Origin of the sequence: Paenibacillus sp. WLX1005, from assembly GCF_046603685.1 — a bacterium.
Classification (GTDB): Bacteria; Bacillota; Bacilli; order Paenibacillales; family Paenibacillaceae; genus Saccharibacillus.
This window is the reverse complement of record NZ_CP176756.1, coordinates 276,335-300,452: the sequence shown is the minus strand read 5'-3', so window position 1 is coordinate 300,452 and position 24,118 is coordinate 276,335. Positions and strand designations below refer to the sequence as shown.

Below are 24,118 nucleotides of genomic sequence, written 5' to 3'. Positions count from 1 at the left end.
ATTTTTCCAAATCGGTAAAATTAACACTTCCAATTCCTTTCCCTATAACAAAAATGCCTGTTGCCACGGTGTGCGCTGCCCTAATTCCAGATGCAGCAATGTCAGCGCCGTTCCAGTTGTGCCGTCCAGCAATCCGGTATATTGTACAGCAGTCATGCCTCTATGCTCAAAATGCTCTAGATTGCAAAATCCAAATACATATTGTGGATTATCATGTTCCATCATAGTATGTTTGATCCGATCAATATGCGTCTGCATAGATGGCGATCCGCTCCATTGCTGGAATTGGCTCGCGATCTGGGCGATACCTGCAAATCCATGGCAAAAGGTTGGCGAATAGATATGATGGATCTCCTCCAGCGTGTGCTGAAATGTATCCAGCGCCAGTTGCTTCCACTCCGTTCGTGCCAGCACCTCGCCCGCATGCCAAAGTGCTACACATACACCGGGACTGCCATAACACCACGCATCACGCCGAAATTCAGTCTGCTCATGCGCTCTCCCCTGTTGGAATTCATCCATGCCAATGCAGCCTTTCCAGAATAGATGACCCTGTTGATCCGTACTAGCAAATCGAATCACGAACGCTCCCATATCACGGATCGCTTCGAGCTGGTTCGCTCTCCGAACGCCCTGCTGCCATGCTTTGCATAAGACCAGCAGTGGGCCCGGAATCCCGTGAGACAGACCAAGATTGAAATTACCGTCTGGATATTGTTGACTCTCGCTCTCGCTAAACTGATGAGCAGCTGGAATATGCCAGCCGGGTATGGATTGATGCCCCCATCTGATCGGCTGTGCCAGTTCAATCAAATAATCGACTACCTGTTCCAGCAATGGACGAATCTGCTCATCTTGCCGGAACCATAACAGATAGGCAGCGATGCCGCTCAATCCTTCGATCACATCGTAATCTCCGCTACGCACACCGCCTGTTCTGGCATTGTCCAGCATGACAGGAACATGAATGAGCAAGTAATCGTGAATCCGCTGAATAAACTTGCCGTATAACTGTCCATTTTGCGATAAACAGACAGTAGCCAGACCAATGCCGGCAGCCCCTGAAAATAAAGACGGGCTATGCATTCCTTCTCTGGCAATATGCTGCACCAGAATGGATAAATAATGATGCCCTTTCTGATCCCAGCCTTCTTCTGGAAAATGAGCATGCAATTCAGCGTATAACATACAGATGCCCGGAATCCCGTGACTCAATGACGCAACATTCCATGGACTGATGCGTTCATTGCCAATCTGCAAATCATTATGTGGATGAGTAACCACATCCAGTAAGCGGTCATAATCTTGCATATTTAGCGCAATCTGCTTGATCCGGTCAACGATCGGCAAGCCGGTTGCACTTATTGCACTTGTTTCCATTCGGCTTCGCCTCCCATATCGATCTCGTAATTTTCCGATTCATACATTTGTCGGTATACTGGACAATCTCGCAATAGCTGTTCATGCACGCCTTCACCTACAATGCGTCCCTGATCCATCACGATAATCCGATGAGCCTGTTGCGCAGCTATAAGCCGATGCGAGATAAAAATACCGATCTTTTGCCGAGACAGTCGGAAAAAGGTATCGAATGTATCTTTTTCCGCGATAGGATCAAGCGCTGCACTCGGTTCATCCAAAATATAGACCGAAGCGTCGCGGAAATACGTGCGCGCAAGTGCAATCTTCTGCCATTGTCCACCGGATAGCTGGCGTCCTTCGTCAAACCATAATCCGAGCTGCATATTCAGATTGTAATCACCATGCTCTTTGACAAAATGAGCCTGCATCCGCTCCAGCGTAGATTTCATCTGATCCGTATCGTGCATACGATTGACCTGACCGAAGCCTATATTTTCCTGAAGCGTCATCTCGTATTTCATATAATCCTGAAACAATACTGCCAGTTGATTGCTGTAATCAGCTGGATGAATATGCTCTACGGAATGACCGTTGATCTGAATACTTCCGTGCTGCAAGCGATATAGACCGGATAGTAATTTGATCAGTGTGCTTTTGCCTGAACCATTCGGCCCTACAATCGCTACTCGCTCACCCGCCCGAAACGTAAGACTAATATTCTCCAGACTACGCTGTGCACTGCCCGGATAGGCAAAGCTCACATGTTCAATTGCAATCGAATGGATAGCTTCCGTATATTCACCTGCTTGCAGATGTTCTGGAATCACTTCCTCCCGATATTCCAAAAACTCGAACAGCTGATTCATATACAGATTGCTGTTATAGATCGCATAGATCTGATTAATGATCGCCTGCGAATTGCTCTGCACCATACCGACAGAACGAATGCAGCTCAGCACATTACCGACCATAATCCGACCTGCATAAGCGGACAGAATCGCCATCAGAATCACAGCCGCACCAACGATCTGCACAATGATCTCGTACATAACATTGAATGCCGTCTTGCGCCGCAGCACAGCGGTATCCTGCTCCAAAAATTTGCGTTTGATCCGCAAATAATGATCCAGAATATATCCCTTCAACCCATAAAGCTTCACTTCTTTGAATGAGAAATCATGCGTCAAAATGTAATTCAGATACCACGCTCTACGTTCCTCACCTGTCCGTTTCCACTGGATGAAAAATTCCTGCTGACCAATCCGTAGAAAATAAAACAGCGACAATACCGGCACAAGCAGCAACAGTACCGCGATAAACCAATTCCAGGTCATCAGGAAGAGAATCGCTGATACTAATGTGACCGCAGCGGTAATCATGGCAATAAACGACTGAAAAATCTGAAACGGTTTGTACGAAATCTCGCGCGTGATGCGCTCCAACCGATCGTATACTTCTGGATTCTCAAAGTCCTCTAGTGCCAGACGTCCACTTTTCTCCATAATCATATAGTTCAATTTGTAATTCATACTGAATTGAAAGCGCGTATTGTAAAAGTCCATCGTCTGCGAGATCAATTCCGAGATCAAGGTGACTACGATATACGTGGCAAACAGCCATAAGATCGGCTGAAGCCCTGACTGAATATGCACCAGAGAGTTGATCAGTTCTTGGGAAATATACAGCGTAGCAATCGGTGCCAATCCCGTAATCAAGCTAAGTACGGCAATGACGGTAAACAGTCTGCCTTCCAATCGAAATACAAGCTGCAACGTTCGCGGAAGCTGGCGTAGCGTAAACAACAAATCATGCAGCCGAAAGGTTTCTTTTACTTCCATGACAGATGTCCTTCCCGATTGCGGCTATGCAGAGCATGAAGCGTATGCGCCGTCAATGCCAGTACCCGGCGTTCCTGTTCCCGATCTGTGCCGAGCAGACGGTTGCAATGCAGATGAAGTACGCTGCCGATCATATCAGCTGGATGTGCAGTCAGCGGTATATCGCCCTGCAAATAGTGTGCATATTCATGCGCATGTGCATCCCGAAGCGCAAGCAGATCTAGCAGTTCCTTGCCTCCATCTTCTGCACTGAGACGCTGCCAGTGATCCGCGGGATCGCAAAGCCCCGTATAGTACGCTGCCTGCTGCTTGAATTCCTGACGATATTCGCTATTCGTCATACCCTGACGGCTCAGAATATCGAGCTGCTGTTGCGGATTCAGATTCAATTGCTGTAGCAGACGAATGATGGAGATTATCGCAATCGTGTCTATCTCCATGTTCAACTGTTTTAAGCGTCTTCCGCGTAATATCGATTCAACGACAAAGCTGTCTGCACCGAACAGTCGCTCTGCCGCTTGAATAGCAGCAACACCACCATAACGCTCCAATTCGCGATCATACGAAGCGATCGTATAATCCGCAATCAACCCTTGCTGCTTCAGCCCTTTCAACCAATCCAGCACATCCGGTAACATCGTTAACAACGTAGCGGAATCAGCGGCAAACCGAAGTCGAAGATGCGGCTTGGGGTCCATATAACGCATAAAGAAATGCTGAACCGGCAGATGGGCAGACAGTTCGCGGCAGAAGTCCAGCAGCTCAAATGCAATCAGCTCTTCCTCTCTTGCCTGTTTGCCATACAGCTTGATGTATAACCAGTCGTCCAGTGGCATCTTCAACCGTTGCTGTTCCAGCTCCATACTGCACAATTTCTGCTGAATGAACTGCGGCTGCTCTTCTGCGATACGTACGAGCGGTACGACCACTTCTGCAACATAACCGCGTCCTTCCGCATCATGAATCGCCGGTTCTCCTTCTTCCAGAGCGACGAGTTGAATATTCTGGCTACCCGCTTTGCGAAGCTCGGCGAACAACATGCGCAAGGAGCGTTCATCCTGCGTATCGACGATCAGCCGATGATCCGAATTAGCAATATAAAAGCTTGTCGGCAAACGATATCGTAGCCGGAATTGCTCAAATCGTTCAGCAAACTCATTCTCATCCGGCTTGTCATGCTCATATAGATCATTCAGATTGACCTGCCATTGTTCACCGGACAGCACAATACCTTCATAGCGAATTTCCGGTATATATTTGAAGGCTTTGTACACGTCTGTCCACGGAAAATAACTCCAATTACGGCGGCGATGCTCTTCCATTTCCTGTAGAAACCGAATCGCATTCGTAGTCATCAATGGATTGAGCATATTGTTCGCACCAAACACGAGCAGCTCCCCCGTTATTCGGTGCCGAGCATAAAAGCGATTGCCGTGTATACCGATGCCGATATCCTCTATCCCTACCTGATCTTCCGTGCGGCGCGAACTGTTCGTAAATAAAGCCATTTCCTTGGCGCGTCCACTGGCATTACGCGTCACATTGCCAGAACGAATCTGATGAGGAATAAAGCTAAGTTCACACATCTGCTCTGCCTGCTGACCGCGTATTCTATGCTCATGACCATGAATATGCGTAAGTACCGTATGCATGCCTGACGATAGATGAGCAAATCGTCCAAATGTTTTGCCTGCCTGTCTCGAACCGATATTCGGCCCCAAATACAGCAGCGGTTGCCCTTGTCTCATACGCAGCAGGAAGTTCAATTCCAGCGACACCGGCACTTCACCGCGATCTGGCTCTGCAGGGATAACTTTTGCAAAATGCTGCCGTGTCCATTGGATCGGCATTCCCTTCTGTACCGCTTCCGTATAATCGAGCAGCAGCAAACTTTTGAATGCTGGTGTCACATATTCACCCGGCTGAATCTGCTCAAAATAATCATTTGCTGGATGAGTATACGAATACGGTGCCCCGATCCCAGTAGCGGTATCCAGCATTTCCAGCAAAGGGACTTCGCGATCCACGCCGTATGCTTCGATAAATTTGTTTTTGTATTGTTCCCAGTAACCTTGTCTGTGCTCAAGCGGTATCGCTACAGCAGCCAGCATAGAAGCCAGATGTGCCATTTGCCCGGCTAGCTCCTGATTCAGACCCAATCCCGAATACGTGTGCTCGTCATGATCCATGCTCGTATCAATCTGTAGCGGCGAGGATGAAGATTGGATATGCTGCATCGCATCTACGAGCTGCAAATAGGCTGCTTCTCCTTCTCCCGGCTTCGTCGCATTGTAATCGCAGATCATACGCTGAATCTGCTGAAGCTGTGCAATGATTCCAGCATCCAGATGACATCGTTCCATTTGTTGAATGGCAAAAGCAAACTGATCACTGACATTCAGCGGAGGACGCAGATTAGAAATGAGAAACTCCTGATTGACCATCTCCTGCACATACTGCTGGATGCGTTCTGCCGATGTATCGGGATAATAATTCAACAACGTCTGCACTAGTGCAGGGAAGGAAGCCGCCGCCCGGCTATTCTCATACAAAATCTGAAAGGCAGGCGTCGCGCGAATCTGAACATCTTCGGACTGACCGTCCAGACTATACAGCAAGTACGCGCGATCCCCCTTGATATAACAAGCTGGATTTAATTTAAAATCAAGTTGCACACTACACTCCTGCTCCAGGCGTTTGATTAGCAAAAATAGCCATTCCAGATCCACGCGCGCCGATTTGCGGATGTGACGATGATCGTACGTCCATTGGTTGTGCTCCTCAAACTGCCCAACACCTACAGCAGTAAATAGACCGAACGGAGTGGTGCGATGAGCGCGCCGTCCTGCATATTTCATCATCGCCTGTACAAAATTGCGCTTCTTTTTTCCATTCAACTTCTCTGGGTGATTGATATACACATTCATCGTGTCATACAATGTGCGACTGGCGATCAATATCTGTTCGCGAAATAACGGATCGCCGCACCATTGTTGCAATTGCTCCTCCGCTCCACTCCTATTCATAGAATCTGTCTCAGCGGAAACAGGGCTTAGGGGCAGGCGTACCATATACTGTCCGACTGGCTGAAAAAGTGGCTTCATCTCCATGACCTCTTTTCAAATAAATGTATTGGAGCAGATAATATCTGTTGTGTTGGATAGATGACTTACAGGCGATTCAGTAGACCAGCAGTCCGGTTATGTAAATAACAGTTCCTTTGCGTTGATAAACTGTGAAATTTATTTTAAGGTACAAATATCAGGTTTTTATCAGAATCGTATCGAACCTATTGGAGGAATATGTCATGTACATGTATATCAGCTCCCATAATATCCATGAGCAGTTTCCAGAAGCAGCACATTTACCGGATGTAATCCATCTGCATCAGGATGGCGATGCGCGCTATGTAATGGAAATCGACGAGATTTTGCCAGTCGATATTCGGTCGGAGCATACGTTTAGTTATGAAGTCTTGGATAGTAGTGGAATTGTCAGTGGTGGCTTTGCTGTGTTGAATCATATTCCGGTAACGGCGGATGGTCGCTCTGCATTTGAGCAGCGGTTTATGAATCGGGCGCGTAAGGTAGAGGAAGAACCGGGCTTTGTCGGTATTCGTGTGCTGCGTCCGCTTGATGATGATACGTATGTGATTTTGACACTGTGGGATGGCGAGGAGCAGTTCAAAGCGTGGCAAGAATCGCAGGCATACAGTCATGCACACCGCAAGCGTCATACGGAGGAAGGCATTGATGTACAGCAACCGTCCATCTTCCCACGTCCATCTTTTGTCAAAACGTTTATCGTCGAAAGTTAATCGTTTGGCGTACTATATATGTATGAATGTAAAATCGCCCGGTTTCCGCTGAAACCGGGCGATTTCTATATGTCAAAAAAGAAACCTACCTTACCGCATCACGTATAACACGGTAGATTAAAATGTACATTCTTGTTAAAATATGATTGTTGTTGGGAAACACGACTACTTTTAGGAATTGAGGGGTTCAAGTATTATGGGTATGAATTACAATCTCCAGCGTAAAAGTCAGCTCGACGCACGCGAGCTGATGTTGTTGGAATCGGAAGTGAAGACGTACGGCAAGAATATGGTTGTCGCTTACGTATTGTGGTATTTTCTAGGTGTATTCGGCGCACACCGCTTCTACATGGGCAAAATTGGTACAGCCGTTACACAACTGATTCTGACGTTAACTTTGGTCGGCGCTATTGTTACATCGATATGGTGGATCGTGGATGCGTTCTTGCTGCATACATGGGTGAAAGAGCGCAATGCTTATGTAGAGAGCAATGTTATTGATCAGATTCTAATTCAAAAGCCTATTTCATCGGATTATAACTACTAAGAGATGCTGACACGATACGAACTATCTCCACAGGAGCTAATGCTGCTTAACTCGGAAATGCGCCCACGGGAAAAGTCACTTGCGCTAGCTTACATCATGTTGATCGGCGGGCATCTTGGTGTGCATCGTTTTTATTTGCGCCGGACAGCCACTGCTGTCACTCAGCTTGTTTTGTTTGTTGTCGCACTGCTTGGCTATTTCACCTTGCTTATTAGCTCGGGATTCGATCCATCTAGCAATGTTACGTTTGTGGGACTGACTATTATGTTTATTGCCGGAGTGCCACTGTTTATCTGGATCATTATTGATCTGTTTATGATTCCGCGTATGGTTCGCCAATTGAACACGCAGACGGAACAGGAGATTTTGCAGCAGCTGGAATGGATTCGTAACAATCCGCAATCCACGCGTCAGAGAGAGACTAGCGCGCCATCTGCACAACCACCGTACCATCCACTAGATCTGAGCAAACGCTAATCTCTCCATCGACGTTAGCAACAAAATAGTCTTGCAGAAGCAACTATGAATAAAACAGAAACCTAGGCAGGATACATAAAAGACCTTTTCCTTTAGTGGAAAAGGTCTTTTTCATACATCAGATTGCGACTCAAGACGACACCTTCAACTGACTATGGAACAATTCACTGTAAAAGCCGCCCTGCTCCAGCAATTGATCATGCGATCCATGCTCCAGAATCTGCCCGTCCTGCAATACTAGAATCTGATCTGCTGACCGGATCGTATTCAGTCGATGAGCGATCACAAAGCTCGTACGTCCTTCCATCAACCGCTGCAATCCTTCCTGAATCCGAATCTCGGTCACTGTGTCGATACTGCTGGTCGCTTCATCCAGTACGAGAATCGCCGGATCAGCCAGCATCGCACGGGCAATCGTCAGCAATTGACGCTGCCCCTGACTGATACCGCCGCCATCTCGGCTCAATACTTGCTCATACCCATCCGGTAATCGCTGGATAAACGAATCGGCGTTCGCTAGCTCAGCTGCCTGCCGCACCTCATCATCCGTCGCTTCCAATCGACCGTAACGGATATTATCCATCACCGTACCTTCAAATAGAAACGAATCTTGTAAGACAAACGCCATATGCTGCCGCAAACTGGCACGGCGCAAGCTGCGAATATCCTGTCCGTCAATCAGAACCTGCCCCTGATCCGCATCGTAAAAGCGAGAAATGAGCTGAATGAGCGTCGTCTTGCCTGCGCCAGTCGGTCCGACCAGCGCAATCATCTCGCCCGGCTCCGCTTGGAACGAAATATGCTGCAACGTGTCGCCGCCTTCACCAGTATCGTACGCAAACGATACATCGCGGAACTCTACTTTGCCCGTAATCTGTGTCACTTCGGATGCGTGCTGCTCATCCGCTTCCTCAATATCTTCATCCATAATCTCGAATACACGCTCTGCCCCGGCAATCGCTGATAACAGCGTATTCCACTGGTTCGCCAGATCGTTCAGCGGACGGGTAAACTGGCGCGCATATTCCACGAAAATGACGATCACGCCGACCGTGATACTGCCTTTGATCGCTAACAAGCCACCAACTCCGGCAATGAGCGCAAAGCTCAAATTGTTCAATCCGTTCATCAGCTTCGGAATGAGACCAGAGATCGTCTGCGCCCAGAAACCGGAGAAGCGGATGCGATCATTGCGTTCCGCAAACTCGTCGATTACTTGTTGCTCGCGTCCAAACGCCTTAATAATCTTTTCGCCGGACAGCGTTTCTTCAATATAACCGTTCAGCTCACCCAGGTTGCGCTGCCGCTCGCGGAACAGTGGACCAGTACGCCGCGTAATCCAGCGCATACCGAATGCCATCAGCGGCACTACGATAAAGGTCAGTAGCGTCAGCAGCGGACTGAGCAATAACATCACAACAAGTGTTCCGACAAGTGTTAGCACACTGGAGAAAATCTGGATCGCCGAACTATTGAGTGTTGCACTTACATTTTCAATATCGTTCGTAACACGGCTCATCAGCTCACCTTGCTGGCGTTTACCGAAGAACGGAATCGGCAGTCGATGCAAATGGGCAAACAGATCGGAGCGCATCCGATATACCGTTTCCTGTGCAATCTCGATCATCCAGACATTTTGCAGCCATGAGGTGATCGAATTCAACAGATACACAACACCCAATCCGACGAGAAACCAGATCCATAGCTGACCGCCTTCGCGTTCCAGAAAATCGTCAATCGCAATCCCGACCAGATATGGACCGAGCAGGGTGAAGCCGGATGTCAGCAGTACCATAAACAGCACCATAAACAACTTCAATCGACGCTCTACGAGATACGTCCAGATGCGAGATAAGGTGCCGCGCCAGTTCTTGGCACGCTTCTTGTTGGATGTGACAGCAGAATGGTCTGACGACGGGGTATCCCCTTGCTCGCGCGCAGCAAGCGTTGGCGGTCTAGCAACGCGAAACGGATCAATGAATGCCTTCCACATGCTGCAACTCCTCCTCTCCAAACTGGGATGCGTAAATACGGCGGTACAATTCCGAATGTTGTAACAGCTGCTCATGACCGCCTTCAGCGATCCGTTTGCCATCCTGCAACAGCAATACTTTATCCGCGCGTATCGTAGAGCTAATCTTCTGTGTAATCAGAATGGTCGTACACGATAAGGTTGCCAGCCCTTCTAGCAAGCGGGCTTCGGTTCGTACATCCAGCGCACTTGTGCTGTCATCCAGCAGAAGAATGCTAGGCTTGCGCACCAGTGCGCGGGCGATGGACAGGCGCTGCTTTTGCCCGCCTGACAGATTCACGCCGCGCTGACCGAGCCGTGTATCATAACCGTTCGGCAGATGAAGGATCGTATCGTGAATCTGGGCAATACGCGCTGCCTGCTCAATCTCTTCGGAACTGGCATGTTCATTGCCCCAAGCGATATTGTCGCGAATCGTGCCGGTAAATAGCACAATTTCCTGCGGCACATAACCGATCATGCTACGCAGAGACACTTCGTTCATCTGGCTCACATCCTGATGATTGACCAGCACCTGACCTTGCTGCACTTCATACAGTCGCATAATAAGCTGCATCAGCGACGATTTGCCCGAGCCGGTCGCGCCCATAATCGCTGTCGTAACACCGCGGTTGGCAGTAAATGAAATATCCTTCAATATATCGCGGTCAGTATCAGGGTAACGGAATTGAACATGCCGGAATTCCAGTGCAGCACCGCTTGTCATGTCGCGCTCCTGAACGGTTTCAACGACTGGATCGATATGTACCATTGCCGCAGGATCATCAACGATTGCCATAGCAGTTTGATCAACTTGCCCGTTACCGTTATGTGCGTCTGGATGAACTGCTGCACGAACATCGGAAGCTATTGCCCCCTCATCCTTCTGCTGCATATCCAGCATCTGACCTGCCTGCTCCTCCGTGGAACTCATCACTTCATCCATCCGACCTGCCGAAGCGCGCGCACGCGAGAATGCCGCCACGATCATCGAAAATGCCGACAACGCCCCCATCGTACGCATCGAATAGTTGATAATCGCTACCACTTCACCGACTGACGTACTACCAGACAGAATATCTCGATGTCCAAACCATAATACAGCGATAATGCTGACATTCATGACGAACAAAATAAACGGCATCGTCGTCTCCGTCAGCCGCAGCGCGGATACTGTATCATTCATCAGCGCCCCGCTCTGCTGCTCAAATCGATTCCGTTCATGCTGTCTTCGCACGAATACACGAATGAGCCGCATCCCGGTCAGATTTTCCTGCATCACATTGTTGACCTTGTCCAATCGCCGCTGTACCTTTTCAAACGAAACCGCTGCCCGCTTCATGATGGCGATTACAAAAACCAGTAGCACAGGTATGCCTACCACGAGCAGCAGTCCAAGCTTCACGTTAACAACTAGCGCCATAATGCTGCTGCCAACGACGAGCAGCGGAATTCGCAGCATAAAGCGTAGCCCCATAAACAGCATATCCTGCAAAATGGTCACATCGTTCGTCAATCTCGTAATGAGCGATGACGTAGCAAACCGATTGAACAGACTATATGAAAAGGACTGCACCTTGCGATACAACGCCTCCCGCAGATCATAGCCTAGCCCCTGACTGGCATATGCCGCATAAAAAGAGCTAAAAATACCGGCGATAAACGCAATAATCGTTCCGCCGATCAGAATGCCGCCCCATAACAGAACGGTAGGAATATGGCGCTCACTCACGCCGTCATCAATGATTTTGGAGATCAGAAAAGGTTGCAGCAATTCCAGCGCTAGCTCAATCAGCATCATGAGCAGCGCCAGTACTGCCGCAACCCTGTATTTCTTCAAAAAGGAAAGCAATAGCGTCATCGTGATCCCCCTTATGTTTGAATGGCTTGCCGTCTGCTCACGATCCAGCAATTATCGATGCTCTCAGCTGTTCCGTTCCTCAGGAGGATGTATGGCGATCCAGTGCTTCGCTCTGATCCTGCTTCTTCATATATACCCCTTTTTTGTAAACCGAACGAATTGTAAAATGGTCGCCCAGCTTTTTATTTGTTCGATAGATCAAGGAGTTCACTTCATCCACACCGACCAGCTCTGCATCATCGACACAACGCTCCGGCCAGACTTCGCGTACAATCTGCTCACGAGTCACAAAATGATCCAGACAATTGTACAGCAGCTTGAACAACTGATATTCCTTTTTGGATAGCGTAATGCTGTCGCCGCCCACCTGAATATTTTGCAAATAATCGTTCAGACGCACTTCATGCTCCAGCAGATCGCTCACCCGGTACTCGCGCGTTTCTTCCAGATCAGTACCTCGTTCCAGATGCAGTGTGACCAATCCGTTCACCAGCGTTAACTGATCGCCATCCCCAATTCGGCGCGACTGGTAAGGTTGCAGACGCTGACCGTTCAGCTCGGTGCCATTTTTGCTGCCGAGGTCTTCGACGTAGATATCGTTATGGATACGCTTAAGCACACAATGCTGCTTGGATACGAGCTGGTTATACAGCGGCAGATCCGTCTGCGCGCTGCCTGTATGACGTCCGATCAGAATCGGTTTATGAGTTTCCAAATAAATAAAAGAACCATGGCCTTCCTGGCCGGCGGTATCTACAATTACTTTAATAATGTCCGGCATGGGATCATCGCTCACTTTCCAGTAGATTCTCATTCCACAACAAATACACTGCCATGTCAGCATAGCGCCTTCCTGGCGAAGGCTCAATGACAGAATCATCAGATTCCTTTCATTGTTTGCTTGCCTGGCAGCTTTTATAGTGTAAAGGAGAGAGATTACGCGCTTGAAGCGCTACTGCCCGTGAAAGGCTGTCTTTCCATTATACTATACAACGCCTGTACAATAATTCAATTTCAGTCATTTTTCTGGCAGAAAATGTACCGGCACTTCCATCAATAGAGAAATGTACCTGCTTGAACAGGTACCAAAGAGTGGACGAAAAGTGGGGAATCCATAATGAAACCAAAACAAATTTTAATTTACGGACTATTGTCATTTCTAATTGCCAGCAGTCTGGCGATGTATGTATATCTGAATCATCAGTTGCCAGGCTTGCATGATAGCCAGACGACACCGACCAACAATCTACGAATTGAGAATTTGGACGATCTACAGCGACTGATGACCGACAAACCAGAGCAGTCTTCCGCGATGCCGACTCAGCCTGTCTCTACTGATCACGACAACACCGCCTCATCTCTACTTCATCTATAACATTTGTTGCTTGCTTCAATACTACGCAGCCCTTTCCTATGCAAACGGGAGAAATGCAATCCGTCATTCGACGCCGCATTTCTCCCGTATTTGTGTACATGTGTACGATAGGATCATGATCCTTTTGCTTACCCTTTTATCTCAAATGATACGTGCCTTACGTCCAAGCCCAGAAAAAACCGTCCCGATCCCAGGCAACGCGCCCGCCGTGCTTTTTCCGAAATGCTTTTTTGATCTCTTTATCGAGCGAAACGTTACCGCTATCGCTCGTAAACAGGAATTGCTCGCCGTACTGCTCTCGCACATAATCAATCGCTTCTTCCTGCCGCAGTATGCCGCGGTCGCGAATATGCTCGACCATCCAGCTGGCAATTTCCTGCGCTTGTACATCGTGATTGTCCATATTCTACTTCCTTTCTATCCGTCATCGTTGCCGATGATGATTCCTCTGTATGTAACTGTACCATATCTGCCAGCGCCCGGAACAGGCAATTGTTGAAACCATATGCGGTGTTGCGCAGTAATATAGGTATTCCCTCAACAAGGAGTGTCTCTATTGAAAACATACATGCTCATGCTTGTTATGGTCGCTGGTCTGCTGTCAGGCTGTTCTGCACTAGATCAGGTCAACCAGTCCGTTAACTATGTTAGTGAAGTTACTTCGTATATCAACAGTACATCGAATCTGTCGCAGAATCTGCCGGAGCTGACCGAGCAAGCGCTCACCGATCCACAAGCGCGTGAACAGCTGTCTCAGCAACTAGCGAATACCCAGAGCCAGATCGACAACTTCAATCAGCTGGAACCGCCTGCCTTTGCCCAAGATTTGCATCAGCAACTGTCTGCATACAGCGCTACACTGGGTACAGAAGTGAACAGTCTGGTCGATCAGGTGCAAGCCGGAAAATTGACCGTAGCCGACCTGAACAATTCGCAAATTTTCCAGACTGTCGATCAGATTAACGGTTTGCTGAATCAGTTCCAGCAGTTGGGACAGTAACCAACAGCTCAATCCAGAATACGCTAACAGCAAGTGGTATTTAGGAAATCTATGCTGTAGAACAATCTCATGCAACAACAAAACAGCCTTCCTGTGAAAAGGAAGGCTGTTTTCGTGCGTTTGGCAAACCGGAGTATTATGTAGAGTAGAAGAAATACCGGTTTATTTGATCAGTTGAATGGTGCCGATGAAAGGAAGCGGTTTGCGTTCACCATTCGCAGCATTGATAATACCGATGATCATGAACACGACAACGGCAATCGACACGATTGGCGACAATACCCAGCCGATAAATGGAATAATCGCAGCGACTACATTGGCCGCCAGTGCCAGCAGGAATAATACTAATCCTTGATTGGCATGGTACATCGCAAACGGTGAATTCCGAGCGGCAAGCAGTGGGACGAAGAACAGAATATACGCCAGAATCGCCATCACTTTGTTTGCTTGTACATCATTCGGATCGCCCTGTTGACCGTACGGGTCTTGATAATTAGACATGTTTTAACCTCTTTCGTTCGTAATTTGAACTGCTGTGCTGTGCAGGTATACCGGGAAATACGCGGGTAGTTATGTAAAAGTTTCATATTGCTGGCATGCACCTTGAGTATACCACCTGATACCGGAGATGAGTACTGTCTATTATGCAGTTTTGGCAGTATTTTAAACCAAAGGTGAGGGCTGGCAGGATGTAGCTTGCGATATAGCAAAGAAGCATGCTCAAGTGAGATGAACATGCTTCTTTTTTAATAGGTATATCTCTTCGGTGCAACGAACAACATAAGAGCCTGCAACTGTTCAGACTACATTATTTTGACGCCTTCATTTACTTCGCCAGATCCTGAATCTCCTGCTCACTCAGCGCGCGATTGTACATATTCACTTCATCCAGACTGCCTTTCAAATACGCATCGGCAGCGAAGCGGCTTTTGCCTAGATATGCTTCGCGGGTCATCAGATCATGTGGATTGAAGGTCATCTGGTCGTTGCTTCCTGCCAGCTTGCCGTTAATGTACAGCTTGCCCGTATTGCCGGACAGCGTGACTGCTACATGTACCCATTGACCGGTTGGTAACGCGGATGGTGTGATGATGCTCTGGTCAGTATTGTTGCGGTGAATCGTAAACTGCACACCGGTTCCTTGAAAAGGAGTCAAGAACATAAATCCATTCATCCCATCACCAAAATCCAGAATCCGCTGCCATGCGGCGCCGCCGTCCCACTTGACCCAGCTGGCAAACGTATAATCCTCTGCATCTGTAATCGTACCCGGCAGCTGTACATAATCGTCCACGCCGTCTAGTGTAATGCCTGCACCGGACTTGCCGTATACAGCACGAGTCACGCCATTGATCAGCGTACCGTCATAATGATTGTACGTACTATCGACAACGGTTGTGCCACTGGCTTCATTGAAGGTATATTGACTCAGCAGCGGTCCACGCGCCTGTTCCAGTACAGTAATTTTAAAGTTTTTGTTCTTTTTGGCACCGTTTTTGGTAATGGTAGCGATCAGGGTGACGCGGGCATTGCCTTTGCCTGCTGCCGGACGAGTAACTTTGCCTGTATCAGAAATAATCTCTGGCTTGTTGGAATGCCAGCTAATCTGCACACCGCGTGTTCCTGTAAGCGGCAGATCCAGATCGTAAAACACACCGTCCGTCTCGCCCAGACTCAAATCCGCATCTACCGCCGAGACGAGCTGCTTGTCCTTCTGCACCTCGCGCTGACTGCCCCATACACCTATCCCATCGCGGGACAATGCGGTTAGTGTAAGCACGGTTTTGCCAGAATCGGCGTTGGTTTCATGTAAAAAGACACCATTATATAGCGTTCCATCTACACTCAGTAGCGCCGTATTGTTGCCTTGCAGCTTCCACGTTCCGGTTACGTCGCCAGTAATTGTACCGTCTGTATTCAACGTTGCCGATACAGCCTTGTGGATGTCAGCACTAATATGTTTGTCCTGCGTAATCCACTGGTACTCGCCCGCAATCTCACTAGCACGAACCTTGGTCTGCGGATTCTGCTCGCCTGCATAGCGATATGGTGCTACCGTTAGCCAGCCATCTGTGTTCATAAACATCTCATGGGTACGTACTTCATGCTCCTCACCGCGTCCCGGGAAACGGGAATGGAAAATGAGGAAATAGCGTCCAGTCTGCTCGTCGTAGTACGCAGAGTTATGCCCCGGCGAGACTGCACCTGCTCCACTGCCTGTACCCGGATCACCAATCTGGCGTTCAAACTGGTAATTGCCGATCATCTTCACACCATATGGCTCGATGGAAGCATCGTCGAATAGTGGCTTGGACGGATCGGCTTTCACCTTCGTCATATCGTTACCTGCTGCATCGTAAAATGGACCATCTGGCGTTTTCGAGCGAACGACGCGCAGATTGTAACCGCCAGCTGCATCCAGACCACCAAATGACAAGAACATGTAGTAATAATCTGTTTGCGGACTGTACAGCATGTACGCCCCTTCGATACGGCTATGGTTGCCGCCGATCAGCTTTTTGCCATAGCCCTGATTCGGTAATGGTTTGCCAGTTGCCGGGTCCATCTGCATAACAAAAATGCCGCCGGAATACGAACCGTACACCATCCACAGCTTGCCGTCTTTGTCGAAAAATACATCCGGGTCCACCGTATTCGGATGAATACGCGCATCGTAAATGGTGCCATCCTCGCTAATCTGATCCCACATACCTGATTTGAGGAAAATGCCTGTATCGCGATACGGACCTTCGATAGTATCCGCGACCGCTATGCCCATCGCGGAACGAGGCGAGTCTCCTTTGCATGCGTTGTAGTACATGTAAAATTTACCGTCTGCCAGCTGAATGACATCGGCTGCCCATAAGGTATTGCTTTGCGCCCAGCTCAAGGCATCCTTCAATTCAGTAGTGACATTCGGGATTAACGGATTGCCATCCGCGACGCCGGAGGAGATCATACTCCAGTTCATCAGATCGGATGATTTGGCGGAGGCGAGATGGGAACCGAATATGTAAAATTCATTGCCGACTTTGATGACCGACGGATCGTGCACAGAAGCTTCCTGATACACCGGTGTGCCAGTAGATATAGTCGCAGTAGTAGATATGGCGTTCCATGTAGAGGTAGGAGATAATGAAGCGATACTGGTATGATTGGCGCTCGACGTCGCGGCAACTGTACCAGCCTGCCCACTTCCATTGGCAACTGAATGATCTGTCAGCAGTGGCGTATTCACTGGTTGTAACGAATCAGTGCTAGAGGGAGCGGCGAAGATCGTTGCTGACGGCAGCAGCATCGGTATCACCAGAGTTGCTGCGATAACAGTCATACTGGCTTGTTTACGGAAACGAGATGTCATAAGTGTCTTCCTTTCTCACTTGGCGATAGGATGGGTGTTGCATAGGAACGGAAATGGACATAGCTCAGAAATTAGATCAGCATGCTCCTTTCTATTATTTTTTTAAGCGCTTACATAAATGTGGTATTACGTATGGATGCTTTAGTAATATACGCTTTGCTCAGTGAAGATAGATTTATCATAAAGGAACATTCTGCTCTTTTTCAAGCATTAAATTTATAAAAAAGAGAATAATAAATAAAAACATAAATTAAATATACATGATCATAATAAAAATCCCCTATCCTGCGCGCTTGCTCGTGTCAGATGATTCCTTCACCTGTACGATGGAAGCTACGAAGATAGGGGATGTTTCAGTTTCAGTCTCAGATCAGAAAACATGATCCACTATTGTTGCTAACGATACGTCGCTTGCACTTACTGGATATACCGTCTTGCGCCAGCAAATTCTGTTTTGTAAGCAGGGGTGTTGATCGAGATGATCTCGACGGTTTTGCCTGCTTTGGGCGAGTGCATCATCTGACCGTTACCGATATACATAGACACATGATGCACACTGCCTTTGCCGTTATCATGAGCGAAAAACATCAGATCACCCGGCTGCAATTGGCCCCAGCTCACCGCAGTTCCTTCCTTGATCTGAGCGGATGCGTCACGCGGCAGGCTAATGCCGTGGAAGCCATAGATCGTCGATGTGAAGCCAGAGCAGTCAAATCCATATGCTGAGATGCCCGCCCACAGATACGGCAGTCCAAGAAACTGCTTACCTGTACGAATTAGATCGGCTCCGGTTGGTGCAGGAATGTCCGACAATTGCTTGTATACGTCTACTGCACTACTTTTCAGCCAAGCAGATTGGTTGTCCGGGGTATGCACCTGCACCCAACCGCTGACCGTAGACGTTACTGGCAATCTTGTATTGAAGCTCAACGTCAGCAGCTTGCTCTGACGATCTTCACCGTACAGCTGTGCCTTATTGTCCTTCACGATGGCGGTAGGGCATTCGCTATAAGCAGCGCCCGTCGTGGTAGTCAGAATCTGAGCTTTGGGCAGCCAACCAGGGTATCCGTATTTACTCTTCGGTGTGGATTGTCCAACGACTGCTACGTATGCCCAGTCCCCCTTCACCTGCAATAAACGAACTTCCTGACCGTACAGCGCTTGCGTTTCCGTTTTGCCAGTCAGCCAGCGCCGCTTGTCGGCAGTGTTCATATCGGCAGTCCATTGCTCCATGTCTACCGGAGTCGATAGAGACGATTGATCCAGCTTACGCGCCAGTCCTGGCTGCGTCCACAGCGTAGCAACTGCCACATTGACATAATGCTTGCGAGTCTGGCTGTTAATCGTACAATCTTGCTCTTGCATAGCAGTGCTTCCTCCTTCGGCGGCATGTACTCCAGATGGCAACAGTGTTCCTAGCAGTAGCAATACGCTCATGATCCAGAGTGTGGGAATACGGCGAAGCGTGATTGCCGCTCTCAACGATGGTACGGTTTCCTTCATCCTGTCATCTCCCTGTTGTTGACATATATACCCTGACGTTCTCCTGCATCCGTTGGATCGCAGTCTGTATTGGTGCGTCTGTATGTATACGCCAGGCTATTGCCGAAGTTGCTTGCATCGACCGATGGAATATCCTTCGTTCTTCTTGCTTCACTTGTGCAGCTTAGCGCTGCTCGTTGTCGCCCGATCTCACATCCAAATCCTCATCAAACCGAATACACTGAATCAGTTGAAAGATACAAGCCAAGCCCAACGCTCCCCAGATGCCATGCGTATCTACGCCGCGAATGATCTCTGCCAGTGTGTATAACAGCAGCGTATTGCGTACAATCGCAACGACTTGCGTTTGCCAGAACCGTAGCGGACGACGAAGAATGGGATAGATCCATTCCGCAGCAGCAGGTTGAATATAAATAGCCAGAATCGACAATCCTGCACTCGTCCAGATCGAATACAGCATCGCGGTACTCCGATTCTCAAAGCCAATCAGATGTATGAAGGATGCCAGATAAAAAAAGGCATATGCCGCAAACGCCGATGCTGCCACCACAATGAGTAGTCCAAGCGATAAAATCACTGCCATGGAGACCCGGTCAAACAGGCTGAACGGCTTCATGATGCTATCGAGCGGATCACGAGTCTCGCCATCTTCCTGTTGACGCGGCGGGCGGGCAAATTTGAAATAAGAAAAGACACAGATCAGCAAAAAAACAACGATACATGTGCCAAGCAGATTCTTTTCGATATGCTCCCGCTCCCTCCGAAAATATAGGTTATGTCATTCATACTAACACAAACATTTTGGGCTTTCTCGTTGTAAAACACTTCCAGATGTTATCAGGAGTCATTTGCTTCTGGAATCAACGGTGTAGCGAATCGATAAGCAGCTCCCTTTGTGCATACACCATATGCCTTGATTCTGTATGAGGCTATGCTGAATATTCTAGCCGAAGATGAATACATCCTCTATCGTTGGCATGTCATAATCACATGTTTGATTATCATTATATTCGGTTTGCATGCTTTTCACCTCATGCTACTCATGTCATAATATGAGTATACAGGTACAAAGGGGATTAACGTACAATGCCGCTGAATCATACCATTTATACCGAATCCGAGGCGCATCAGCCGATGGATTTGAAGCTGATCTTTTTTGGTAAGGAAGAATGTTTGCCTGGACACGCTTGGGGACCCGGCGTACGAGACGATTATATTTTGCATTATGTTCATGAAGGAACAGGTATGTTTCGACTAGGTGATGGGGAATACCGATTATGTGCCAATGAAGGCTTTCTCATTCCACCAGATACTGTTGTGCAATATGAAGCGGATACGGAACAGCCGTGGGTGTATTCTTGGATCGGTTTTCGCGGCTTGCATGCCAGAACGCTGATGGAGCGTGCTAGATTGACACCGGAGGAGCCAGTCTACCGCTTGACTCATGCTCGTGCTTCTTATTCATACCCTCATGCCCAAGCTACGGAAATCGTTCCCGACGATACAGTGCCACCGATCATATCGCCAACACTGGGTAGCTTTTATGAGCAGCTATTATCCACCTCGCAACAGCCTGCCGGAGATATTCATGCGCAGGGTATTCTGTATCAAGTCATGTATGAGCTGATCTCCCGACTGCCCGTGCCGGATCATGGTAAAGGTCGTTCCCGTTCCAAGGAGCTGCATATTCAGCAAGCCATCGACTATATTGAAACGAATTACAGCCAGAAGATCACGGTACTGGACATCTCTCGTTCGGTACGACTGGATCGTACGTATCTGTCCAGTCTATTTAAAGACAAATTCGGATTGTCCTTGCAGGCATTTATGCTGGAGTATCGGATGAATCGAGCGGTCGAGCTGCTTCAACATACCGCACTGTCCATCGGGGAAATCTCGCGCTCTGTTGGTTACGATGATCCGTTTCTCTTTTCCAAAATGTTCAAAAAGCTCAAAGGCGTCTCTCCCAAGCATATGCGCAGTCAGACGAACTGAACGATGCAACCAAGCAACCGAAGAGCAATATGCAAGATCAACCTCAAACTGCCATATATGCGATCATATGCTGGCATACGCACTTGCATGATCTACACAGCGACGTGCATACATGGCTGCACACGTTATCGCATCGGTGGACGCTCCTGCATCATCTCAGCGGGCGGTATGCCCATCTTCTTTTTGAAAATCCGGTAAAAGTACGACACTTCAGCATAGCCGAGAAACTCCGCAATCTCCGCCACCGTCAGCTGTGATTCGGTCAGCATATAGACGGCGCGCTTCATTCGCTCGTCGTGCATATACTGGCTGATCGTCTGCCCGGTAACGTCTTTGAACAGGGTCGCTGCATAGTTCGGTGTCCGCCGAATCACATCGCCCAGCTGTTCCTTCGTAATACGCGAACTGTAATGTTGCTGAATATGACGCTTCATCTGTTCTACTAGTCGCTGCTTGTCATCGCGCATCTGTCCGCGGTCATATTCGCGGTTAATCTCCACCAGCAATTGCAGCAGCAGCCCTTCACTCATACACTCATAATACGCAGGCTTTTCCCGCCATTGTACAACAATCTGCTTGATGATGTCGTGCAATCGCTCATAGCTGCCGGGCTTAATATGCAGTACATGGCTGCGTTCGAGCAACGGTAAGCCTGTCGGTTGAAGCTGGAGCGGCGGCACAGGCACAGGCATTTTGCCGCCTTGCATAGCATTCTCATTCTGTTCAACGCGGGCGTGCTGATCGGGTTTGGCTTGTGCGTCCGCTTCCACGTTTACATCCACGTCCTTGGTTGCCGCAACGGTAGTGCTTCTCCCACCCCACTGTTGCACCACTGTCGCCGATACATCATTGCCTGTACTGAAATGAAGCACCTGCTTCGTATGCACATGGGTCGGAATGCTCTTCCCATAATAAAAGCAGCCTGGTGGAATCAGCAGCAATTCGCCTTTGTCCACGATCATCTTCTGCCCATCTACCCAGTACACACAATTGCCATATGTACATAAACTAACAATATAACTGTATGGGTCTAACTGCCGTTCCTCGTACCATTCCATCCGGTGATCTTCATGCACGCTGGTTAGTTGCAGCATCGTATTCCCCCCTTTTGTTCCCCGTTCCGCTATTGTATGCTTTCATTATAGATGAGATTCTACAATATTCGCGATAAAAATCGTACTATATTGCAATCACCGTACTATATTTCATAGATATCTGTGTATATTACAGCTACAATGAAATGGATAATACAGGTTGTCGGTACATCGTCCTTGCCTGCCCCGGGTTTCAGGAGGTGTGTGACAGCCGCCAATATGATGGGCTGTCGACGTACAGCCGCCCAATATGAGGAGGAACATCTGTAATGTTGAGAACGAAGATTATTTGTACCATGGGACCTGCTTGTGATTCGGTAGATATGCTGAAAGAAATGATCAAAGCGGGCATGACCGTAGCGCGTCTGAATATGGCGCACGGCGAACTGGAAGATCATGTGATGCGTATCAACAACGTGCGTAAGGCTGCTGCCGAGATGAACACGTTTATCCCGATCATGATGGATATCAAAGGTCCAGAAGTACGGATTGGCAAGCTAAAAGAGGCATCTTTTGAACTTCGTACCGGCAACAAGCTGATTCTGACAACGGAAGAAATTCTGGGTGATTCCGAGCGTATCGGTGTCAACTATCCAGAATTGAACAAGGATGTAAATGAAGGCGACCGCATTCTGCTGGATGATGGTCTGATCGATCTGACCGTACTGGAAGTAAAAGATAGCGAGATCGTCTGCGAAATCGTCAGCGGCGGCATGATCAAACCGCGCAAAGGTGTGAACCTGCCGGGTATCCACACGTCCCTGCCGGGCGTTACCGAGCGCGACGTGATGCACATCCACTTCGGTCTGGAGCAAAAGATCGAGATGATCGCTGCTTCCTTCGTCCGTAAAGGCGATGACATCCGCGAAATTCGCAGCATTCTGGCGAAAAACAACGCCGAAGATGTACAAATTTATTCCAAAATCGAAAACGCCGAAGGAATGGAAAATCTCGATGATATCATCGAAGCATCCGACGGCATCATGGTTGCACGTGGCGACCTCGGGGTAGAAGTGCCAATTCAAGACGTACCGGCACTGCAAAAGGAAATGATCGACAAATGTAATGTAGCTGGTAAACCGGTTATCGTAGCTACTCATATGCTGGAATCGATGCAGGTGAATCCGCGTCCGACTCGCTCCGAAGTGAGTGACGTAGCAAATGCTGTCCTGCAAGGCGCTGATGTCATCATGCTGTCCGGCGAATCTGCTGCTGGTAAATATCCGGTGCAATCGGTACAAACAATGGCTGCTGTAGCACGTCGTGCCGAGACGATGATCGATTATCAGGAGCAGTTCTCCCGTAAAAGAGCACAACAATCGACGAACATCACTGAAGTGATCAGCCAAGGCGCAGTGAGCGCATCGCTGGAGTTGAATGCAAAAGCGATCATCATCTCCACCGAGAGTGGCTTTACTGCTCGTATGATCTCCAAATATCGCCCTAATGCACCAATCATCGCCGTTACGCATAACGAAGCCGTACTGAACAAGCTGTGTCTGCTGTCCGGCGTCATTCCGGTACATGGCGAAGAAGTATCCAGCACGGACGAAATGTTTGACTCTGCAATTCGCAATGCAGTAACAACCGGTCATATCGCTGCTGGCGATATCGTCGTCCTGTCCGCAGGCGTACCGATCGGTCAATCCGGTAATACCAACCTGCTCAAAATTCAACAAGTGTAATATAACGATTTTCATTTCAACGTGTATGCAAGCTATATTATATATGCTCTCTATTCATTTGCTGCCACCGGATAGTATGGTGGCGTGATATAACAAAAAGCACTCTGCCATTAGGTAGAGTGCTTTTTGTTAGCGGTATTCTATTGCATTGTAGTTCTATTACGTTTGCTATCACGTTGTAGGTTTATCGCG

19 protein-coding genes are annotated in these 24,118 nt (G+C 48.4%); 7 read left to right on the top strand and 12 right to left on the bottom strand.

All coding sequences use genetic code 11. The features are described from left to right. Positions 1-42: 42 nt before the first annotated feature. Genes ACE3MZ_RS01260 through ACE3MZ_RS01250 form a run of 3 tightly spaced genes read right to left on the bottom strand, consistent with a single transcriptional unit; the run spans position 43 to position 6,304 of the window. Entirely contained in the window at positions 43-1,380 is a 1,338-nt protein-coding gene (locus ACE3MZ_RS01260) for a lanthionine synthetase C family protein (RefSeq protein WP_411344750.1), read from the bottom strand. Then, positions 1,362-3,200, bottom strand: a complete 1,839-nt coding sequence (locus ACE3MZ_RS01255) for an ABC transporter ATP-binding protein (RefSeq protein WP_411344749.1) — start codon at positions 3,198-3,200, stop codon at positions 1,362-1,364. Before ACE3MZ_RS01255 ends, ACE3MZ_RS01260 begins: the two co-directional genes overlap by 19 nt. After that, positions 3,191-6,304, bottom strand: a complete 3,114-nt coding sequence (locus tag ACE3MZ_RS01250) for a lantibiotic dehydratase (protein WP_411344748.1) — start codon at positions 6,302-6,304, stop codon at positions 3,191-3,193. Before ACE3MZ_RS01250 ends, ACE3MZ_RS01255 begins: the two co-directional genes overlap by 10 nt. A gap of 203 nt (positions 6,305-6,507) precedes the next feature. Between ACE3MZ_RS01250 and ACE3MZ_RS01245 the strand changes: the two genes are divergently transcribed. The 3 genes from ACE3MZ_RS01245 (at position 6,508) to ACE3MZ_RS01235 (ending at position 8,041) form a co-directional block, all read left to right on the top strand. Further along, positions 6,508-7,017, top strand: a complete 510-nt coding sequence (locus ACE3MZ_RS01245; RefSeq protein WP_411344747.1) for an antibiotic biosynthesis monooxygenase family protein — start codon at positions 6,508-6,510, stop codon at positions 7,015-7,017. Between the two features lie 196 nt (positions 7,018-7,213). After that, a complete protein-coding gene (locus ACE3MZ_RS01240) occupies positions 7,214-7,564 on the top strand; it encodes a TM2 domain-containing protein (RefSeq protein ID WP_411344746.1) in 351 nt (116 codons plus the stop codon). Positions 7,565-7,603: 39 nt separating this feature from the next. Beyond that, positions 7,604-8,041, top strand: a complete 438-nt coding sequence (locus tag ACE3MZ_RS01235) for a TM2 domain-containing protein (RefSeq protein WP_411344745.1) — start codon at positions 7,604-7,606, stop codon at positions 8,039-8,041. A 130-nt stretch (positions 8,042-8,171) separates the two neighbouring features. On the opposite strand, the gene ACE3MZ_RS01230 is transcribed toward ACE3MZ_RS01235, so the two are convergent. The 3 genes from ACE3MZ_RS01230 to ACE3MZ_RS01220 form a co-directional block, all read right to left on the bottom strand. Then, positions 8,172-10,034 (bottom strand): ABC transporter ATP-binding protein, encoded by a 1,863-nt coding sequence (locus ACE3MZ_RS01230; protein ID WP_411344744.1) that lies wholly within the window; start codon positions 10,032-10,034, stop codon positions 8,172-8,174. Then, the gene (locus ACE3MZ_RS01225) at positions 10,015-11,913 is read right to left on the bottom strand and encodes an ABC transporter ATP-binding protein (protein ID WP_411344743.1); all 1,899 of its coding nucleotides are present in this window, start codon (positions 11,911-11,913) and stop codon (positions 10,015-10,017) included. The genes ACE3MZ_RS01230 and ACE3MZ_RS01225 overlap by 20 nt, the downstream gene beginning before the upstream one ends. Positions 11,914-11,992: 79 nt before the next feature. Then, positions 11,993-12,757 (bottom strand): FHA domain-containing protein, encoded by a 765-nt coding sequence (locus ACE3MZ_RS01220; protein ID WP_411344742.1) that lies wholly within the window; start codon positions 12,755-12,757, stop codon positions 11,993-11,995. Between the two features lie 273 nt (positions 12,758-13,030). On the opposite strand from ACE3MZ_RS01220, the gene ACE3MZ_RS01215 reads away from it, so the two are divergent. After that, positions 13,031-13,288 carry a hypothetical protein gene (locus ACE3MZ_RS01215; protein ID WP_411344741.1) on the top strand — a complete coding sequence of 86 codons (258 nt, stop codon included), beginning with the start codon at positions 13,031-13,033 and terminating at the stop codon, positions 13,286-13,288. A 157-nt stretch (positions 13,289-13,445) separates the two neighbouring features. Here the strand turns inward: ACE3MZ_RS01215 and ACE3MZ_RS01210 are convergent, their stop codons facing one another. Beyond that, entirely contained in the window at positions 13,446-13,691 is a 246-nt protein-coding gene (locus ACE3MZ_RS01210) for a DUF6953 family protein (protein WP_411344740.1), read from the bottom strand. 153 nt (positions 13,692-13,844) lie between these two features. On the opposite strand from ACE3MZ_RS01210, the gene ACE3MZ_RS01205 reads away from it, so the two are divergent. Further along, complete coding sequence (locus ACE3MZ_RS01205) at positions 13,845-14,288, top strand: DUF6376 family protein (RefSeq protein WP_411344739.1); 444 nt, start codon at positions 13,845-13,847, stop codon at positions 14,286-14,288. Positions 14,289-14,450: 162 nt separating this feature from the next. Here ACE3MZ_RS01205 and ACE3MZ_RS01200 read toward each other — a convergent pair whose 3' ends face one another. From ACE3MZ_RS01200 to ACE3MZ_RS01185, 4 genes are all read right to left on the bottom strand, one after another. Beyond that, positions 14,451-14,789 carry a DUF4870 domain-containing protein gene (locus tag ACE3MZ_RS01200; RefSeq protein WP_411344738.1) on the bottom strand — a complete coding sequence of 113 codons (339 nt, stop codon included), beginning with the start codon at positions 14,787-14,789 and terminating at the stop codon, positions 14,451-14,453. Between the two features lie 325 nt (positions 14,790-15,114). After that, complete coding sequence (locus ACE3MZ_RS01195; protein ID WP_411344737.1) at positions 15,115-17,649, bottom strand: LamG-like jellyroll fold domain-containing protein; 2,535 nt, start codon at positions 17,647-17,649, stop codon at positions 15,115-15,117. Between the two features lie 417 nt (positions 17,650-18,066). Beyond that, positions 18,067-19,152 carry an NlpC/P60 family protein gene (locus tag ACE3MZ_RS01190; RefSeq protein ID WP_411344736.1) on the bottom strand — a complete coding sequence of 362 codons (1,086 nt, stop codon included), beginning with the start codon at positions 19,150-19,152 and terminating at the stop codon, positions 18,067-18,069. Positions 19,153-19,315: 163 nt separating this feature from the next. Next, positions 19,316-19,858 carry a hypothetical protein gene (locus ACE3MZ_RS01185; RefSeq protein ID WP_411344735.1) on the bottom strand — a complete coding sequence of 181 codons (543 nt, stop codon included), beginning with the start codon at positions 19,856-19,858 and terminating at the stop codon, positions 19,316-19,318. A 380-nt stretch (positions 19,859-20,238) separates the two neighbouring features. Between ACE3MZ_RS01185 and ACE3MZ_RS01180 the strand changes: the two genes are divergently transcribed. Further along, complete coding sequence (locus ACE3MZ_RS01180; protein ID WP_411344734.1) at positions 20,239-21,147, top strand: AraC family transcriptional regulator; 909 nt, start codon at positions 20,239-20,241, stop codon at positions 21,145-21,147. A 125-nt stretch (positions 21,148-21,272) separates the two neighbouring features. Here the strand turns inward: ACE3MZ_RS01180 and ACE3MZ_RS01175 are convergent, their stop codons facing one another. After that, positions 21,273-22,241 carry an AraC family transcriptional regulator gene (locus ACE3MZ_RS01175; protein ID WP_411344733.1) on the bottom strand — a complete coding sequence of 323 codons (969 nt, stop codon included), beginning with the start codon at positions 22,239-22,241 and terminating at the stop codon, positions 21,273-21,275. Positions 22,242-22,510: 269 nt separating this feature from the next. Here ACE3MZ_RS01175 and pyk point away from each other — a divergent pair, with 269 nt between their 5' ends. Further along, on the top strand, positions 22,511-23,926 hold the full coding sequence (pyk, locus tag ACE3MZ_RS01170; RefSeq protein WP_411344732.1) for a pyruvate kinase: 1,416 nt from the start codon (positions 22,511-22,513) through the stop codon (positions 23,924-23,926). The last annotated feature ends 192 nt before the right edge of the window (positions 23,927-24,118 follow it).

Excerpts from the sequence above, each read along its gene's own strand:
- ACE3MZ_RS01260 (WP_411344750.1), bottom strand. The coding sequence starts at position 1,380 with ATGGAAACAAGTGCAATAAGTGCAACCGGCTTGCCGATCGTTGACCGG.
- ACE3MZ_RS01255 (WP_411344749.1), bottom strand. The coding sequence starts at position 3,200 with ATGGAAGTAAAAGAAACCTTTCGGCTGCATGATTTGTTGTTTACGCTA.
- ACE3MZ_RS01250 (WP_411344748.1), bottom strand. The coding sequence starts at position 6,304 with ATGAAGCCACTTTTTCAGCCAGTCGGACAGTATATGGTACGCCTGCCC.
- ACE3MZ_RS01245 (WP_411344747.1), top strand. The coding sequence starts at position 6,508 with ATGTACATGTATATCAGCTCCCATAATATCCATGAGCAGTTTCCAGAA.
- ACE3MZ_RS01240 (WP_411344746.1), top strand. The coding sequence starts at position 7,214 with ATGGGTATGAATTACAATCTCCAGCGTAAAAGTCAGCTCGACGCACGC.
- ACE3MZ_RS01235 (WP_411344745.1), top strand. The coding sequence starts at position 7,604 with ATGCTGCTTAACTCGGAAATGCGCCCACGGGAAAAGTCACTTGCGCTA.
- ACE3MZ_RS01230 (WP_411344744.1), bottom strand. The coding sequence starts at position 10,034 with ATGTGGAAGGCATTCATTGATCCGTTTCGCGTTGCTAGACCGCCAACG.
- ACE3MZ_RS01225 (WP_411344743.1), bottom strand. The coding sequence starts at position 11,913 with ATGACGCTATTGCTTTCCTTTTTGAAGAAATACAGGGTTGCGGCAGTA.
- ACE3MZ_RS01220 (WP_411344742.1), bottom strand. The coding sequence starts at position 12,757 with ATGCTGACATGGCAGTGTATTTGTTGTGGAATGAGAATCTACTGGAAA.
- ACE3MZ_RS01215 (WP_411344741.1), top strand. The coding sequence starts at position 13,031 with ATGAAACCAAAACAAATTTTAATTTACGGACTATTGTCATTTCTAATT.
- ACE3MZ_RS01210 (WP_411344740.1), bottom strand. The coding sequence starts at position 13,691 with ATGGACAATCACGATGTACAAGCGCAGGAAATTGCCAGCTGGATGGTC.
- ACE3MZ_RS01200 (WP_411344738.1), bottom strand. The coding sequence starts at position 14,789 with ATGTCTAATTATCAAGACCCGTACGGTCAACAGGGCGATCCGAATGAT.
- ACE3MZ_RS01195 (WP_411344737.1), bottom strand. The coding sequence starts at position 17,649 with ATGACATCTCGTTTCCGTAAACAAGCCAGTATGACTGTTATCGCAGCA.
- ACE3MZ_RS01190 (WP_411344736.1), bottom strand. The coding sequence starts at position 19,152 with ATGAAGGAAACCGTACCATCGTTGAGAGCGGCAATCACGCTTCGCCGT.
- ACE3MZ_RS01180 (WP_411344734.1), top strand. The coding sequence starts at position 20,239 with ATGCCGCTGAATCATACCATTTATACCGAATCCGAGGCGCATCAGCCG.
- ACE3MZ_RS01175 (WP_411344733.1), bottom strand. The coding sequence starts at position 22,241 with ATGCTGCAACTAACCAGCGTGCATGAAGATCACCGGATGGAATGGTAC.
- pyk (WP_411344732.1), top strand. The coding sequence starts at position 22,511 with ATGTTGAGAACGAAGATTATTTGTACCATGGGACCTGCTTGTGATTCG.